Below are 17,091 nucleotides of genomic sequence, written 5' to 3' on the forward strand. Positions count from 1 at the left end.
AATACGGCGAACTGTAGAGACGGTCCGACTGCCCATTGCGCCAACCCTCGTATTCTAACAACAGTTTCGTACGAGCGAGAGACGCAAGGAAACGCTACTAAGTCTCACTGCAAGCCAATCTCACTAGCCGATCAAGTGGTCAGTGCAAACCGGCCGCGGTAGAAAACGCCAACCGCCAGGCAGATTGATCGTTGGAAACGCGGTGCTGGTCGCGAAGTTTTGGCTTTCGACCGGTGTGATCGCGGTGGCTTCGTCGACCTGATCGTCGTTCGGTAGACTTTGCGAAATCATTCTTAGGATACGAGTTGCCTCTTCGCTGTCGCATTTCTTTCCACGGACGACGATTTGAGAGCCTACATAGCTCAAATCAACGACACCGTTGGGGAAGCCACGGTTGAGTTCCCGTTTCAATTTTTCTCCAGTTTTTCGAGCAGAGTATCGTATTGCCGCGAGCGTTCTGGATCCTCTGCAACCCGCGCCAAGTAACTCAGCACTTCCTGCCCACCGGGGATGTTCGGGCCATTGGACATAGGTTGAGCACCGTCGATCCGATCGCTTTGCCCGTGATGCTCAACTCCGCTTCGGTCAAGCTCAACACGTTAACGATATCGGGATTATCGACTTGGTAGCGGAAGACCAGCACCTTGAATCGCAACACGGATAGACAACCCACAGTCCGCTCCGGATCAATGCGTTCGATGTGATAACGTTGCTCTGTCGAACCCAAATCATCATGCGTTCTCGCTTGAGGCGGATTCGCTTGAGGAGCACGACACACGGGTACTGAGAGTTGGCCTCCCGGTGCTGGCAACCGTATCACACCTGGACCCGACAGATCCTGTGCGGAAGCAACTGCCGGCAAGGAAAAATGTGCAGTTGATCATTTGGGGGGCAAGAGGAAGTTGGCAAACCTTGTAGCTCCAGTTTTCACCGGACGAATCTTAAACGCCTCTTCATCCCGCAATATTCTTCAAAATTCCCCAGCGACCGTTGCGGATTTTTATCGCCCCTCCTCCCCGGATATCAAAAACCGCAAAGTCGCGTTTCGCTTCGGGCAGTGGCATGTCGAGATAAGATGCTGCTTAGCTATAATCCCCGCACTGTGTGCAGACGAGCACCTTAGATGAAAGAACTACCGAAATGAAAACATGTTGTTCAAGTCACTATTGAAACGCGTCGCAACCGAAGGTGAGCGTAAGGTCGCCTCAGCCATGACTGGAATGGTGGTTTGCACGGTTGTTTCGCAAATCTGTGCCGCTGGGACATTATTGATATTTGCTAGTTCTCTAGGAACCGCCGAATTTGGAAAGCTCAGCGGCGCAATATTTTTGCAACAGTTCTTTTCAACGATAAGCGTTTCCGGATTTCGAAGCGTCGTCATTCGAGAGTTGATCAAGCGTCCGAAGCAACAAAACGAAATCATCGGCTCCTACCTGCTACTTTCCGGCGGGATTGGTGTCACGATTTTCTGCTTGACCGCCATCACGGTTTGGCTCATTCCGCTCGATAGTGATGAACGCTTTGGCTACGTGGCGATTGCGTTGGGACATATCGGAGCCTGTCTCATCCCCAACGCAATCTACGACGCCAAAGAGCAGCAGGTGCGAGCGACCGCGATTGCATCCGGCCTGGATTTGGTGGCGTTGGGGCTTGCTGCCACCTTGTTCGCGTTCGGGACGCTTTCAATTCCGATCGCGGCCAGCTTGGTTGCCGGTAAATGGATTTCGATAGCGTTCGTTTCGCTTTCCTATCACGGGATTCAAGATAGCGAATTTCGACCGACTTTTGATTGGACTCAGGCCCGCGTGTTGTGGCAATCCGCGCGGATGATGTCGGTGGCGACGACACTAAACGTCGCGCCGCTGTCACTCGGCGTCACCTTGACGCGGTTCATGTTTGGCGCCAGTGAAGCGGGACTCTTTGCGATCGGCGCTTTTGTCTTGCGTTCTCATGTAACGGTGATCGGATTACTTACACGAGTGGTGTACCCGCACGTTGTGGGGACACATGGTGAGAGAACTTCGTTTGTACAACGGATGTGTGCCGCGTACGGTGCTTTAACCTTGTTGATCACTACGGCGGCAGTCGTGTGTAGCGAAATCGCGTTGAGGTTCTGCTTGCCGAGTGAATATCAGGCATCGCGAGCGACCATCCTGCTGCTACTCTTCGCTGCCACAATTCGTGTCGCTGGAGTGGTCGGAAATATGTATCTCGTTGCTCAATATCGAGAACGCACTTTAAATTTGATCGCGATCGCTGGGGTCGTACTGTTTGCTTTGGTCGTTGTTCTCCCACTTCCGGTTGCAGGAAGAAATCGAATGGCCCTTGGGCTACTGGCAGTGTCGGTTGCGATGACAGTCAGTGTTTTCTATTGCCGTCGTGACAAACGAGCCAATTGAGGGCAAACTCGGACCGCAAGATTCGAGATCCCAGCGAGTGACAACAAACTCGGTGACGCATTATGTCGAACGCGCAGTTCCTGCAGACCTGCCGCATGGTCACCTTGGGCGTTGATCTCCGACCAAAATTGACCAAACGCTTCGTCTGGTTGATCGATATCCATCTCAATTTGGTGCGGTTTGTTTTTCAGGAAGTGCAAAACATTTTCAGTAACGGTTTCGACGTAGTCCAGACAGACCGCCATAGGTAATTCATTCCGGTCCACGTTTAGAAGAACTGACGAACGGTACCCGGCAATGATGCCATGAGAATACCGTTTGGCAAAGCTTTCTGCTGTTCGGATCGGATCACGTCGCAGGTGAACATAATACGCGTCATTGCCAAACCTCTGATTCAGCCGGCCTAGAAACCAGGTCAATCGATTATCGGCTTCGATGTGCGACTTGGGATAGTTCAAGCGTTCTGCACCGATAAAGCCCGAACGGGTTTCATGTCCGGCGGAGTAGTTTTGGATATGTTGACAGGCTTTGATAAAAGACACGCTGCCGCATCGTCCGGTCCCCAAGACAAACACCTGCGGAAATCGAGTCTCAGCATTACACATGGCGAGTTGGTTCCGTTTCACTAACTGGAGATCGGACCCATGCCAACGTTGTCGCCTGAGGCACCCAAAGATAGGGAGTAGGCCCACTCAAGTCGATTCTCTTCCAGCTTGCCAAACCATCCCTGCAAGCCGCTTCAATGGCAGCTTGGTAGCTGGGACGATCGGCGTTGTCGAACATCAGGGTCCCGTGTTCTGCGACCTTAGGAATAGCGCGTTGTAAACACGCGGATCGCGATCGGCCATCGACAAGGATCAAGTCGAATGATTTGTCATCGAAGTCGTCGATCGCTTTGACATAGGTGGCAAAATCGTGGTCGAGGAAACGGGGGTTTGACGAAGTGTACTGCGGCCGACCTGCGTTGATTGTGCTAGCAATCGGTTCGTGCAAGCGTAGATCGACGTTCTGATAGCCGTGTGATGCTACGGCGGTGTTAAGCTCGTCGGCCCATCGTCGATCGTGTTCAATGGTAACAACCGATGCACCGGAACGGAGGAAAAATAGGGTCGAGCCGCCTCCGCCCCACTCGAAAATCCGTTTTCCCGACCAGTCCATCTCATTTAACCAGTTCAGGGTTGGATAGGTCAGCCAGGGACGTTGATCGGTCAATGAGGAGCGCTTTTCCAGTCGCGAACGATACCAGTCATCCGCGAACCGGGCCCATTCTGGATGCTCTCGGAACAATCGACGACCGGAGCGTAGGACGTGCCAGCGGCGGACGACTGAGTTCTTGCTTGCCGCTCGCATGACGAGCGATTTAATTGATGACATCAGCTACCGCCGGATTCCTGGGATGTGGATGGTCAAGTATCCTGCCGTCCTTAGCACGTAGTACCACATGAGGACTGGGAAGGTTTGGATCGTTTGGCCGACAGTTTTGGCTTTCAAAAATAGTTCGTTGTACAGCACGGCGGCCAAAAACAAACCAAAGGCGATCGCAGACAGCAGCGTCGCTTCGCCCCGCCAAGGTGCGAGACATAGTAGCAGCACCGACACGAATAAAGCCAACAGTTCCCACCGCGGGGCTAGTCGATATTTCAATGCCAATCGCGCGGACGACTGACCGCTCTTGAACGCTTGTCGACAGAAACTGCGGGAGTTGTACGGGTGGTGATGTAGACAGATAGCGTCCGGTGCGTGGGCAATCAGGTTTCCCGACCGCAAAATCTTGATTCGTAGACCTTCTTCATCTCCTCGAGCCGAGGTTGCAACATCGGTTGGAACCTGGGCTCTGTCTTCGTCGAGTGCATTGGATAAGAACGGGCCTCGCACCAAAAGGTTTCCCGCGACAATTCGATTGGCCGCACGGATTCCGTTCACTTCTCGCGAAGAGACGCGATGTTGCCCAATGAAAAAGCGTTCCCAAATGTTGGACAATGAGACATTCTCGACATGCCCGGAAACGGCCGCTACAGCATCGTGCGTGCAGGGCGCTTGTAACTTCTCAAGCCAATGTGGTTCTGCCGTGCAATCGTCATCCAGGAACGCGAACAAGTTTGCGCGACCGACTCGAATGGCTTCGTTGCGACTGGGGTTTGCCCCGCAGGGCGATTCATGGTTCAGGACGCGCAGGTTGAGATGCGAGCATCTCTTTGTGAATTCTTCTAGGACTTTCCGGGTGTCGTCCGTTGAGCCATCGTTGACCACGATGACCTCAAAATTTCGAAAGGTCTGTTGCGTTAAAGATTCTAAACAACGCAAAATCTTCGCTTGACGATTGCGAGTTGGCACAACCACCGTCACCACTGGCTCCAATGCACTATCGCTCACGGTCCTGGCTCCCAAACAAGTTTAGTGCCCTGACCTCGCCAGAATCGACTCCGCCTTTGCGAGTTAATTTATGAAGTGACTCGATCAGAATGTTCACGGTGCCAAGGAACATCCCTATTCCGCGTGCAACAGCTCGCACCGTCCCGAAAAAAGCAAATGCCGCGAAAGGCATTTTGCTCGATGGAAAAACGCGGGAGGCTAGCGGCAACTGCATCAACACCAGAGCGACAAAGCACAAACTCGTGGGAACGATAAAGCGGTTGCTTAACACACAAAGTGACAGGAAGCCCAAGACGACAAGTGCCCATGGCGGTTGCAGATAATCCAACAGCCCGGCATAGGAATCGCCTGACATCTTTGCTGGATGTTGGCGATACAGCTTCATGCGGTAATAGCCTTGCCGAGCTTGGGTTCTTAAATATCGCCAAAAATTTCGCGGATGATGGTGGCCGACACGTGATTCGAATTCAAACCTTAAGCGGCCACCGGTGGCGCGTATGCGATAGGCAAGTTCGGCGTCTTGGGCTAGCTTCAGCGACTCATCAAAGCCGTTGACCTCGGCCAACACCTCACGCCGATAAACCACATTAAAAGTAGCCAGGAAATCAACTTTTTGTCCCATCCGGCGATGCCTGGCCACGATCTCTTCGTGGATCAGCGTGGCGACCAGTGAGTCGGGATAGAGATTGCTGTAGCTGCCGCCGACGCCCGCGACTTCGGGGTTGCTCAGGTGCGGGAGCAGTTTTTCCAAGGCATCGGGTTCGGCGACGCAGTCGCTGTCGATGAACCAAATTAGGTCGCTGTTGGCGGCTTGCCAGCCGAGGTTGCGCACTGCGCCGGGACCTTGGCCTGTTCCCCGGATGACTCGTACCGGGTAGCGGGATGCAATCTCAGCGGTGGAGTCAGTGGAGCCGTCGTCGACGAAGATGATCTCTTTTAACAAAAACGATTCTTGCTCCCCTCTCGCCGCTTCAGGGATAGATGGGCCCGTGTCGTCGGTAGTGGATCTTGTTAAAGATCTCTCCGCAGCAGGATTTTTAACAAGATCCGCTACTTTGAGGAGCGGAACCACCGACTGCAGGCAACGATCGAGCGTTGATTCACAATTGCGTCCGGGGATGACCAGCGTGACGGTTGGCTCGCTCATGATTCGGCTTCTTTTTCACGAGACGCTGAGAACGAAACCGCTTGGTTGCGATCGGCACCTTCCCTTGACGGGAGAATAACCCAGCATGTTGAGATCAAAGCGGGCCAGAGGAGCGTTGAATAGCTCACACACGAATGCGTATCTCCCTTCCAATGCTCGCGGTACGAATGCCGAGCCAAGAGGCAACCGAAGAACACAAGAAGTCCACTTGAAAGTTGAATTATTAGATTAGTGACGTTGTTGGCAAACGGCTCGATACCCGCTAGCAATAATTGAGAGCAAAGGTAGAGAGACCAACCGGTCGATTGTTTTTACGGAAAACAGCCAGCGGCCACAACTGCCTAGTTCGCTCGTTATCAGTGAAGTTCGAGTAATCATCAAAATGAAACACTCCGTCGAGCAAACTGCGCCAAACCATCATCCAAAACGAACAAAGAATTAACACAAGCCTAGCGATTGGTGGTGGGCCGATGCTTGGCAAATCACGCTCAGTGCCCGAGGGAGTTTTCACCAACTTTCCACTGACAATGGGCCCTGTCACGTCTTCGTGTGCTTGCGGCAGTGCCGCCACAACTGTGGCGATCAAGTCATTGTCCTGTGACCCAGAATTACGGTAGCAGCAAGACTGACCAAAGGTTCCGCATGAGCAATGCAGGCATGTGCGGCGGTGACGAACACTCCGCACACGATCGTCTTTTCTTCGTAGTGGACGAGGCGACGAGTCCTTTTGCGCAGGGCTCGTCGCCTCGTCCACTACGATCTGTCTTGTATAAGGAGCCCCACCGCGCGAAGCACAACCGATCTGGTTTGGTCGGACCGATAGACCGGTCGCACAGCGGGACGTATTGGGGCGTGAGTCCAGTTGGATTGACGCCCACCGGTCAACGGTGAACACCAAAACAAACGAGGTGGAGAAAAACGTCAGAGATGCAAACTGCCTTACGCGGACGACAGGCTGGAAGCCTATCCCACAGACGGAGTGCAAAACCTAGGCGGAGATCGCCGGTGGCCCGCGAGGCTGCGGGATCGAAAGAAGAGTCGCAAACAAGCGGCGAATAGCGGGGACGCTGGTGAGTTCCGAAACAAACTCAGTCGGATGAACGACCACCAAGTCCCAAGTCACACCGACAGGGCTCGACAACGAATGGCAAATCCAACAGGTATCGTGATCGTGAGGGGCGTTTGAATCTTGCGAGTGAGGAACCGTTCCCGAAGCATCTTTGGTCGATGCCTCCTATTTCGTCACGTGGTGAAGACACCCATGCGGACAAACCAAAACCGCGTCGTTCGCTTTGCCATTCACATGCGAATGCGACTCGCTATCACAGGTGGCCACGTGCAACCAAGCCGGAACGTGACCGAGAACGATCAGGCTGCAGAGCAGGCTAGCGACGAGGGGCCGGAACAGCGAAGTCATGAAAGCGACGTTCGATTCAGAGAGATTTTGATAGTGGCAAAGTGGTCCGACCAAAGACGATTGCTGAATAGAACGATGACTGCAACCGATCCGTTCTTCAAGTTGATCGCGAGAAAAGTTGAATACTTAATCGCGTTTGGCCGCCACTACCGAAATCATTCCCTGCGAACCCTATGCAATTCTTAGCTGAATAAGAATCGCATGGGGTTCGGAACGTACCGACTGCTACCAGTTGGGTAGGCCTCCGTTAGAACAGCAGTTCGATGTTGCTCTCAAGGACTTCATCGACCGCGTTTACCGGATCTTTCGCTTCGGTGAATGCCTCGTCAACCTGTTCCAGTGTCGTTGAGAATTGAGGAAGACTCGACGGATCATCGAATGTCGGCGCGGTCAATTCGTTGGAATCTTCCGAGAAGATTTGGTTAACGCTTTCCTCGTCCAACGCTTGTGAGGCGTCGGTTGAAAGATCATTTGTCCCAGGGGCGGGAGCGACGACGAGTTCGCCTTCGATGGAGCCATCGATTCCACTTTGACTATTAAGTCGATTGATCACCATCAAGGCATCGAGCGCGGTGATCGATGCGTCGCGATTGACGTCTAGGAACGCACTCGCTGCACCAATCACTTGCTCACCTTCGCTACCAGAGCTAGTGTTTTGTTGGTTCAATGCATTAATGACCACCAACGCGTCCAGTGGTGTGGTTTCGCCGCTAGCGTTTGTATCGGTCGGTGCGAAAATATTCGTTGGCGGCGAGTTGGACAAAGCCTCAAAGCCAGCCGATGATCGGATGGAGAAGAAGCGATCCGATGTCTGGGCTTCGAAAACAACCGCGTACAACCCACTGGCATCCAGCGTCGCTGACGTGATACCGTTAACGAAGTTTCCGATTGCATTGGTGTTGCCATCAAGGATGCGGAAGGATTCACCTACCGAAACCGATCCGAGCGGCGTCACTGTGATGGTGGTGTCAGCGACCGCTTGAAAGATGATCGCAGTCGGGACGTTGCCGCCAGGAATCAGGTGTGCCCGAGCGACGATCGTGGGAACGAAGATCTGCGTCTCAAGCTCGACGAAGTCGTCGTCGAGTATCGTGCCGTTAGCCACTGCGGTAGCGATCGTGCCGTCACCGCTGGGGTTGGATAGCGTCACACTGAACCGCTCGTCTTGTTCAATCCCGTTATCGCCAAGCACGTTGATGGTCAGTAGCTGAGTGACCTCACCGGCGGCGAAGGTGACTGTGCCGGTTGGTAATACACCTCCAAAATCGCTTGCCGCCGCCGGGTTGTTACCCAGTCCCGTCACTGCAAAGTCGACGGTCGCGATGCCGGAGCTATCACCAGTACGTGAGACACGGAAAGTAAACGGTGTCAGTCCTGCGTTGCCTTCATCCCGGACCGCGTTGTCTGCGGAGATCGAGAAACTGGAGACGGGCGAAGCGTCATCGTTGCGGATGACGCCGCTGGCCGACGCCGTTGTGATGTTGGCGTTAGCGGATGCGTTGCTCAATACAACCGTAAAGGTTTCGTCGGACTCAAAGAGGCTGTCACTAGCCACATCAATCGTAACGGTTTGCGTTTGCTCGCCGTCCATGAAGGTGACCGTGCCAGTCGGCAACATGCCTGTGACGAAATCGGTGGCTGCGGCGGGATCCGTTCCGTTACCAATGACGCTGAAGTCAACCGTGGTGGTTCCCGCTGTATTGGTGCCACGTGTGACCGTGAAGGTAAACATCGTGGTTCCTGAGTCGCCCTCGTTTTGATCCGCATTGGATGCTGCGATAGAAAGCGTTGCGGGATCACCCTGTGCCGCGAGTGCAGATTCAAACGCACCGATATCGATCGCAGGACCTTGCGGTCGAGTGGTTCCGCGTTGGTCGGTATTCAATCCGGCTGCGACGCCAGCGTCCAGTGCAGGACTGCCAGCAAGCAATGCGATCGTTTGCGTCGGTCCTTCGTTGTTGCTCAAGCTGCCCAGCATCGCGTCGACATCGATGATATCGGACGAATGGGTGCCGACAAGCGTGGTTCCACTTGCGTCGCCAATGAGGTTATTACCGCCGGACGTAACTGAACCGTCGATATCAGGTCCAACCGTCGCGACGTTGTCGGCGATCAGACTGTTGGTGGTTGTGATCGTGCTGGCACCAACACTGACGCCGCCGCCGGAAGCTGCCTTGTTGTTTGCGATTGTGACACTGGTCAGTGTCACGTTGGCTCCTTCGCTGGCGATGCCGCCTCCAACTCCTGTCGCATTATTGCCCGCGATGGTTGAGTTGGTAACCGTGATGTCGCCGGTGGTTCCCTGGTTGAAGATGCCGCCTCCGTCGCCGGAATCATTGTTGGAAACGGTGGAGCGGACGACGTCGAGGGAGCCTGCCGCACTGTTCCACAGCCCGCCGCCTTCGTTTGCCGCTGAGTTCCCATCGACAGTGGTCTCGGATATTGAAACCGCACCATCGCCCGAGGTGTGAAGCCCGCCGCCGTTGCCAGGTGCAGCCGTTCCAGCCGGGCCGGCCACATTGTCGGTCAACGTCGCGCCGTCCAGCGTGGTCGAGGTTCCAGCGGTGGCTTCGATTCCACCGCCTGCGCGGTTGGCTGTATTGCCATGGATAACAGTGTCCGTAAAAGTAGCCGTGCCAGAATTCAAGATGCCTCCGCCGCTGCCCGCGGTACCGTCGGCGACGTTGTTCGAGATGGTTGCATTGGTGACAATCAATTCACCGCCTACATTGAAAATTCCACCGCCTCCGTTGTCAGCATCGTCGCCCGATGCCGTGTTGCCCATGATCGTTGTCCCGTCGATCGACATGGTGCCCATACCGTTCCACAGTCCGCCACCCTCGCTGGCGGCGACGTTGTTGTTGACCGTTCCGCCAGTGATGGAAGCATCACCGGAACCGCTGATGTGCAGTCCACCGCCATTTCCAGGTGCAGCGGTCGCCGGAGATATCCCGGCATTGTTGCTATCCAGATTGACGTCGGTCAGCGTGGTGTTGGAATCGCCCAGTGCTTCGATCCCTCCGCCAGCCCGATTGGCCGTGTTCGATGTGATCGTCGTGTCGCTAACGCTGAGTATCCCCGCATTGGCGATGCCACCGCCGCTACCCGATACGCCGTTTGCGACGTTCTGGGTGATGGTTGAGTCAACGATCGTGAAGGAGCCCAGGTTATGAATCCCGCCGCCGCCATCGGTGGCTTCGTCTCCAGTGGCAGTGTTGCCCGAGACGACCACGGTATCGATGGAAGTCGAGCCCGTTTCGGTCTCATCCGCAGCATCCTTCTGGAAGAAACCTCCGCCACGAACGGCGGTGTTGTTTGCAACCGTAGTCCCATCGACCAGCAAGGTCGCTGCACCAGCATTCCAAACCCCACCGCCTTCAATGGCTGAGTTGTTTTGAATGCTACCACCTTGAATTGTTACGTCGGATTCGAACGTCGTATGAATCCCGCCACCGTTGCCTGGATTTGCACCCGAGCCAGCGACTGAGTTGCCTTCGCTTGCTTCGTCGCCGCCGATGATGACGTTGGTTAACATGACGGTCGCACGCCCCAGTTCAATGCCGCCGCCGGCACGATTGGCCGAGTTGCCGGCGATGGTTGAATCGGTAACGGTCAGCGAACCCGCTCGCGACAAGATCGCACCGCCACTGCCGGACATTCCCAATGCAGTGTTTCCGGACAGCGTGCTATCGTCGATCGTGACGCTACCGTCCAGGTTCAGCACCCCACCGCCACCGTCGCCCATCATGGTTCCGGATGCTGCGTTATTGCTGATCTGTGTGCCGGAAATGTTGAGCACTCCCAAAGCCACGTTCATCACTCCGCCCCCGCCACCGCGAAGTCCATCCGCGGAGTTGTCGGTGATGGTGGCATCGTTGATGTTGAGCGTACCACCGTTGTTAAACAGTCCACCGCCACCGTTGTCGTCGTCGGATCCTGATGCCGTGTTGTTCGTTATGGTCGTGCCGGTAACAGTCATCACACCCGTCCCGTTCCACAATCCACCGCCCTCACTGGCGGCAGTGTTATCGTTGACGGTTCCGCCGAAAATGGATGCGTTGCCGGAATCACTGATATGAAGTCCGCCACCGTTGCCTGGTGCCGCGACCGCAGGAGCGACGCCAGCGTTGTTCCCGTCCAAGTTGACGCCAGTCAATGTGGTCGTCGAGTCGCCGAACGCCTCGATCCCGCCGCCTGCTCGGTTTGCAGTGTTCGACGTGATCGTCGTGTCGGTAATGTTCGCGATGCCTGCGGTCGCGATGCCACCGCCGCTGCCGGCAGTACCGCTGGCGGTGTTGGATATGATGTTTGAGTCAGTGACGGTCAAAGAAGCGAGGTTGTGAATACCTCCACCACCGTCGGTGGCTTCGTTACCAGTAGCCGTGTTACCAGAAATGGTCGCGTTGGTGATGGTGGTTGATCCCGAAGCGGCAACAATTTCGCCTGCCGCAACAGGAGCGGTGCGGCGGAAAGACATGCCATTGCCCAGCGGAACTCCCGCAGTCGGACTACCCACTGCCGCGTTGGTTGCCGCGTCGATCGCGTCACTGATTTCGGTTGGGACGGTCAACCCGTGCAACACGATCTCGCGGGATTCCAGAGGCGTCAGATTGTTATATTGTCGGCGTTGATCGGCATCGCTTAGGTCAAACGTGTACGTCGTGTCACGATTGAATTCGGTGCCGTTCGGAAAGGCGTCCGCAGGAATATTGCCCGCGCCCAGTTGCTGGAAGAAGAAGGTAAGCGGCCCAGTTCCGTCAGGGGCCGAGTCAAGTTGTTCGTTAGTCAGGTTCAGAACAACGGGACCGTAGTCTGGGCGACCTTCGAAGAAATCGAGGTAGTCGGTTGTTTGTCCAAACTGTGCGGACTCGTCGATGTTCTTATCCCCGTCATCTTCTGTTGTCGGAGAGACCGATTCGGCGACCAAGCCACCTTCGCCGCTGAAGAAAGAGCCCCCACCTTGTTCAGCCAACGGTTTAGACGCATTGCCGGCAAACTGACCGTGGATATGGGCAACGTGAACGCCACCCGTCACACCCGTCAAGTCTTCTAAGCCGTCCGCGGTAATTTGAACTCGAATCGTCGCCGTACCAGTATTCGGGCCCGTGACGGCGGATGTGTCGAGAGTGATTGTCGCGGTGCCCGATGCGGTCGATCCATAGGCCGCATTAAGCGTTTGCAGGTCGACAGTAAAGGACTGCGTTGTTGAAGTTTCGGTTTGGTAGACGCCACCACCTCGAACGGCGGTGTTACCGGAAATCGTAGTTCCATCGACGGTCAACGTGCCTGCACCGGAGTTCCAGAGGCCACCACCTTCGATCGCTTCGTTATCTGAGACACTGCCACCTGTAAGCGTGACAATACCGTTGCCACCAACATGGACTCCACCACCATTGCCTGGTGCGGCTACCGCAGGCGAAACGCCCGCAAGGTTGGCTGCAATGGTCGCTCCGTTGATTGTGGTCGTCGAGCCGCCCGTCACTTCGATGCCGCCGCCCGCTCGATTTGCCTGGTTGCCTGAGATCGAGGTGTTGCCGCCGATCGTCAAGATGCCCGCATCGTTCAAAATGCCCCCACCACTCCCTGATGCCCCGTCGGCGATGTTGAATCCGATTACAGCATCATCGATCGTGACGGTTCCACCATTGTTGAAAACACCACCGCCTCCGTTGTCCGCATCATCACCGCTGGCAATGTTCGACGAGATCGCACCACCATTGATATCGAGAGTTCCGGTCGCCGAATTCCACAACCCGCCTCCTTCGCTAGCCGCTGTATTGCTGCCGAAGATAGCGAAATTTGTGGTCACAACCGCCGCGCCGGTGGAGTGCAATCCGCCCCCGTTGATGCCGGCAAAGTTGGATGAAACATCAACGTCGAAGTTCAGTGTTACGTTTCCATCAACAACCTCGATCCCGCCGCCTGCTCGGTTGGCCGTATTTCCGAGCGATGAAATTGCACCGCCGATCTGCGTTGAATTGACCGTAACAGTCCCATCGGTACTGAAGATCCCACCACCGCTGCCCTGCGTCCCGTCGGCTGCGTTGCTGGTGATCGTTGCGTTACTAACTGTAAGCGTGCCGCCATTATTGAAGATCCCGCCACCTCCGTTGTTGGCGGAATCGCCCGAGGCGGTATTGCTGGTGATCGTCGTCCCGTCGACCGTCATCGTGCCGACGCTGTTCCACAAACCACCACCTTCACGTGCGGCCCGGTTTCCGCTTACCGTGCCACCAGTGATCGTTGCGTCGCCAGTGCCGCTGATATGCAACGCACCGCCGTTGCCCGGTGAAGCGAAACCGGTCGGACCAGCAATGTTATCAGCCAACATGACGTTGGATAGCGTGACTGTGCCGCCACTGGATTCAATGCCGCCGCCAGCCCTGCTCGCAACGTTGCCGGTGATTGTCGAGTCGGTGACTGCGAGAGTGCCGTTTAGATTGAACAGTCCACCACCGCTGCCCATCGTCGTTGGGAACACAAGTTGCCCGCGCACTTCGCCCGATGGATAGTCGGCCGAATGAACGTTGATGTAGATACCACCCGCGATCAGATCGGTGATATTCGCCTCTGGGAAATCGACGTCTGTTACACGGAGTCGAATTCCACCGTCTTCGGGAACGAAGTTGGCCGCGTCCAGATTGACGATCACGTCACCGTTGACACCGACGTCACCCAAATGCAAGTGAGCGCCCGTCACTTGCGGAATGTCGTCCGTGTCGTCTTCCACTTCAATGCCAGTGACAAACAAATCAATCGAGAATGTATTGCTGGCCGGATCGTAAAGGAAAGTCGCATCGCCGGTCGTTGGTGTGGTCACCGCCGGGTTCTCTTGAGCTCCAGACAGTGAAACGCTGGCCGATGCCGCTGCGGAGTTGTCCGTGATTGTTGAATTGACGATCAACACCGAACCACCATCGTTGAACAACGCCCCGCCGCCTGCACCGGCACCACTTCCGGTCGCAACGTTGTCCGTCAAAGTGACTGAGTCGAGGGATAAAGTTTGCCCTGAAGCAACAAAGATCGCACCGCCTGATTCAGCAACGCCGTCGCTGAGCGTCAATCCTTCTAGTGAAACCGTCGTCCCGCTCCCTGCGGTCTCACCCGCGATGATCGAAAAGAGACGAGTCGCGTTGCCTCCGCTAATCGTCAGCGAATCCGTATCGCCCAGCGAGATCGCAACGGAGTCGCTGATTTGCAGCTCACTACCCAGCGTGATCATGGTCAGACCCTCCGCGAACACGATCGTGTCCGTGACCGTCTCGCCCGAAACACCCGCGATCGTATCCGCATTCACCACCGCATTCGTGTTCGCGGCCTGGATCGCTTCCCGAAGACTGATCATACCGTCCTCGGCGACCACGTCCGCTGCCGTATCGACGGTATAGCTCGCCAGCACCCGTCGATCTTCCAGCTTCTCCCCCACTAACTGGCCGATCATCGACCGACGTCTCTGTACTGAACTCCTACGGCTCGTCTTTCGAAAGGTTTTGCTGGTTGGTCGTTTCGCGAACAGGCTGTTGTCTGAGAGGCCGAACATGCAGGTTGGTCCTAAGTTGATGAAGTCGACAGGCTCCATCAACCGAGGCATTCGGATCTTAAAGCAGGTCAAACGGGGATATATTGCGAAGGTGCCATGGGCTTCGTCCACCGATGACAAGGGGCGCCCAGTCGCAATGCATGTGCCGTTTACAATGCCTGTGTCGTATTTAACGGAATCTCAACAGTGAGTACGACCAAGCCTCTTCTCGATGGTCGCGGCTTTTGGACGTCATCGCTAAAGAACGCTGCCTCACCTCATTCACCGGTGCTGTGAACGTTGCCGGTAAGAAGCAATCATCTCAAGCGGCCCGGCGTTTGCTTCCGGTCTCAAAAAGTACTAGCAAGCACGCGGGTGTCATCAGGTGTGAGAGCCGCTTGGCATTAGCCACGGTTTCTGCATTTAATCAGGGCGAATGCCCAAACGGCTCACCTCGTTATGCCCGATCATCGTTCCGCCCGATCATTCCTGACGACCTGTTTAGCAACGAGTGAAGAAGAAGTGTCGGACTGAAAGGGTGGCATAGGCTTCCAGCCTGTGTTTCTCACAACCACAGGCTGGAAGCCTATGCCACTTATTTTCCGCTATGTCCCTAACACTCAAGCAACCTAAGCTGCTCATCGAGCTAACAATCCCCATTGCAAAAGGGTTTACTGATCGTCAAGCAATCATCCACCTACACCGACGACGATCTGAGTACTTGGGAAAGCAGACCAGCCTAGACAAACTCAGACAACTGAGGCATTGCCCCAATTTCACGCATGGGCGAAAGCCAATGCAAACGATGAACGCCCCGGAGAACTTCACGCCGGAGAATTTCACGTCGGCTTCCTGAGTGCCAAATGGACGAAATCGGCTACCTTCTCTTTACGACAGTGCCCACCACAACTGGCCCACCAAACCTGTGCCTGATGACAAGGAAGCAACCATGATCATGGAACCGGTGACCGCCTGGGCACTCTTATCTGGTCTGATCTTTCTGCTCGCAGCGTTGGGACGCGGGCCAATGAGACGTTGGCCAGTGTCCATGCCCGCGATTTATCTGCTGATCGGTGCCGCGATCGGACCGTGGGGACTGAGGTTGCTCGATTTCCAGTTGATCAAACATGTCAAAGTGGTGGAATCAGTGACAGAAGTCGCTGTCCTGATCAGCTTGCTGACTGCCGGATTGCAACTCAAGCCACGATGGCATCACTACCTAAGAGCCCCCATCCCACTGGCGTCCGTGACGATGGTCGTCACGATCGCCGGAGTTGCCATGGTCGGAACGATGCTGTTGGACTTGCCCTTGGGAGCCGCAATCTTGCTGGGAGCGGTTCTTGCACCGACGGATCCAGTGCTGGCCAGTGACGTGCAAGTCAAACATCACGATGACACTGATCGACTGCGATACGCTCTCACCGGTGAAGCCGGCCTGAACGATGGTGCCGCTTTTCCGTTCATCATGCTTGGACTGGGATTGCTCGGTCATCACCAGCTCGGCGAATATGGCTGGCGGTGGATCACCGTTGATCTTTTGTGGGCAACCACGGCAGGACTCGGTATCGGTTGGTTGAGCGGCTACTCGGTCAGCCGTGTGGCGGTGTGGATCAAACGTCAAACCAACTCGCCCGCCGCTTGCGAAGAGGCTTTGACCTTGGGGCTGATCGGGCTGAGTTATGGTGCGGCGCTCTTGCTTCACGCCTATGGGTTTCTGGCTGTTTTTGCCGCGGGTGTCGCGATGCGGCGGTACGCGGAAAGACAATCCGCCGACGAGCAGCCCGACAAACTGATGCACACGGTGACGGAAGTGAACGACCAATTTGGTCACATCGTCGAAGTCGCCGTTGTCGTGCTGGTGGGCGCTCTCGCGACCTCCTACTGGACAATGGCGAGCGATTGGTGGATCGCCATGCTCGTGTTCTTCCTGTTCCGACCAATCGGTGTGCTGATCGCATTAGCGGTGAAAGACATTCGCTTCTCACAAAAGATCTTGATCTCTCTTTTCGGCATTCGCGGAATCGGCTCGCTCTACTACCTCAGCTACGCGATCAGTCATGGACTGGAAGATCTAATTGCCAATCGACTCGCTGGAATCGTTCTCACCACAATCACGCTTTCCATCATGATCCACAGCAATGTTGCCTCGCTGATGATGCGAAGGTATGCGGAAGAAAAGGATACCAAGACCTCTGCCGCTACCAACTGACAATTCTTCGATGCGAGGCTGGACCAT

At 55.4% G+C, this 17,091-nt stretch carries 9 protein-coding genes and 1 pseudogene; 2 read left to right on the forward strand and 8 right to left on the reverse strand.

Annotated features, from left to right (window positions below):
* Window positions 1-123: 123 nt before the first annotated feature.
* On the reverse strand, window positions 124-411 hold the full coding sequence (locus tag ACR3ZL_RS09840; protein WP_473653298.1) for a hypothetical protein: 288 nt from the start codon (window positions 409-411) through the stop codon (window positions 124-126).
* Window positions 412-487: 76 nt separating this feature from the next.
* A complete protein-coding gene (locus tag ACR3ZL_RS09845) occupies window positions 488-862 on the reverse strand; it encodes a pilus assembly protein N-terminal domain-containing protein (RefSeq protein WP_473653297.1) in 375 nt (124 codons plus the stop codon).
* Between the two features lie 286 nt (window positions 863-1,148).
* Here ACR3ZL_RS09845 and ACR3ZL_RS09850 point away from each other — a divergent pair, with 286 nt between their 5' ends.
* Window positions 1,149-2,399 (forward strand): lipopolysaccharide biosynthesis protein, encoded by a 1,251-nt coding sequence (locus ACR3ZL_RS09850; RefSeq protein WP_473653296.1) that lies wholly within the window; start codon window positions 1,149-1,151, stop codon window positions 2,397-2,399.
* On the opposite strand, the gene ACR3ZL_RS09855 is transcribed toward ACR3ZL_RS09850, so the two are convergent.
* The 6 genes and pseudogenes from ACR3ZL_RS09855 to ACR3ZL_RS09880 form a co-directional block, all read right to left on the reverse strand.
* The gene (locus tag ACR3ZL_RS09855) at window positions 2,369-2,941 is read right to left on the reverse strand and encodes a hypothetical protein (protein ID WP_473653295.1); all 573 of its coding nucleotides are present in this window, start codon (window positions 2,939-2,941) and stop codon (window positions 2,369-2,371) included. The two genes, ACR3ZL_RS09850 and ACR3ZL_RS09855, sit on opposite strands and share 31 nt — an antisense overlap.
* 55 nt (window positions 2,942-2,996) lie before the next feature.
* Complete coding sequence (locus tag ACR3ZL_RS09860; protein WP_473653294.1) at window positions 2,997-3,773, reverse strand: O-methyltransferase; 777 nt, start codon at window positions 3,771-3,773, stop codon at window positions 2,997-2,999.
* A 3-nt stretch (window positions 3,774-3,776) separates the two neighbouring features.
* On the reverse strand, window positions 3,777-4,772 hold the full coding sequence (locus ACR3ZL_RS09865) for a glycosyltransferase family 2 protein (RefSeq protein ID WP_473653293.1): 996 nt from the start codon (window positions 4,770-4,772) through the stop codon (window positions 3,777-3,779).
* Window positions 4,762-5,919, reverse strand: a complete 1,158-nt coding sequence (locus tag ACR3ZL_RS09870; protein ID WP_486173415.1) for a glycosyltransferase family 2 protein — start codon at window positions 5,917-5,919, stop codon at window positions 4,762-4,764. Before ACR3ZL_RS09870 ends, ACR3ZL_RS09865 begins: the two co-directional genes overlap by 11 nt.
* Window positions 5,920-6,907: 988 nt before the next feature.
* Window positions 6,908-7,132 (reverse strand): annotated as a pseudogene (locus tag ACR3ZL_RS09875) (DUF2946 family protein); the annotation flags it as partial.
* A 451-nt stretch (window positions 7,133-7,583) separates the two neighbouring features.
* Window positions 7,584-14,777: a CHRD domain-containing protein gene (locus ACR3ZL_RS09880; protein WP_473653292.1), complete on the reverse strand. Its 7,194-nt coding sequence runs from the start codon at window positions 14,775-14,777 to the stop codon at window positions 7,584-7,586.
* Between the two features lie 1,027 nt (window positions 14,778-15,804).
* Between ACR3ZL_RS09880 and ACR3ZL_RS09885 the strand changes: the two genes are divergently transcribed.
* A complete protein-coding gene (locus ACR3ZL_RS09885) occupies window positions 15,805-17,064 on the forward strand; it encodes a cation:proton antiporter (protein WP_473653291.1) in 1,260 nt (419 codons plus the stop codon).
* The last annotated feature ends 27 nt before the right edge of the window (window positions 17,065-17,091 follow it).

The organism is Rhodopirellula sp. J20-39 (assembly GCF_057365095.1).